Here is a 707-nt window from a genome sequence, read left to right on the forward strand (position 1 = left end):
TAATAAAAACATACTGTTTCCCCTATGCAACCTTTTACCGTATCATCCTCATTAAGTTAAGAATTTACTCCTCTGGAGACATTTAGTATGTTAGATCAAACGATTAAAACTCAGTTAAAAACCTATTTAGAACGTTTAGAAAGCCCTATTGAACTGGTGGCCGCACTGGATGATTCAGACAAAGCCACCAAAATTAAAGAATTGGTGACTGAAATTGCTGAACTTTCTGATCAGGTCACGGCTCGTTTCGATGGACAAAACTCACGCCGTCCAAGTTTTGGTATTGCAAAAGCCGGTGAGCAACCACGCGTATTCTTTGCTGGTTTGCCGATGGGACATGAGTTTACCTCTTTAATTCTGGCGTTATTACAGACTTCAGGGTATGCCCCAAAAGTTTCTGATGAACTCTTAACGCAAATTAAAGCTTTAAACTTAAAAGCGGACTTTGATGTATTTGTCTCTTTAAGCTGTCACAACTGTCCAGACGTGGTACAGGCTTTAAATCTGATCGCAATCTATAATCCCAATAGCACCGCCACCATGATTGATGGTGCGTTCTTTCAGGATGAAGTTGAACAGCGCAAAATCATGGCAGTGCCGATGGTCTTTCAGGATGGCAATCATATCGGTCAGGGGCGAATGACTCTTGAAGAGATCGTGGCCAAACTGGACAGCAACTCGGCTGAAAAAGATGCAGCAGCAATCAG

1 protein-coding gene is annotated in these 707 nt (G+C 42.1%); it reads left to right on the forward strand.

From position 1 onward, the window contains the following. Window positions 1-87 precede the first annotated feature (87 nt). A partial coding sequence (locus IAE20_RS16670) for a thioredoxin family protein (RefSeq protein WP_200461975.1) occupies window positions 88-707 on the forward strand: 620 nt, incomplete at its 3' end.

The organism is Acinetobacter sp. S54 (genome assembly GCF_016624945.1).
Lineage (GTDB): Bacteria > Pseudomonadota > Gammaproteobacteria > Pseudomonadales > Moraxellaceae > Acinetobacter.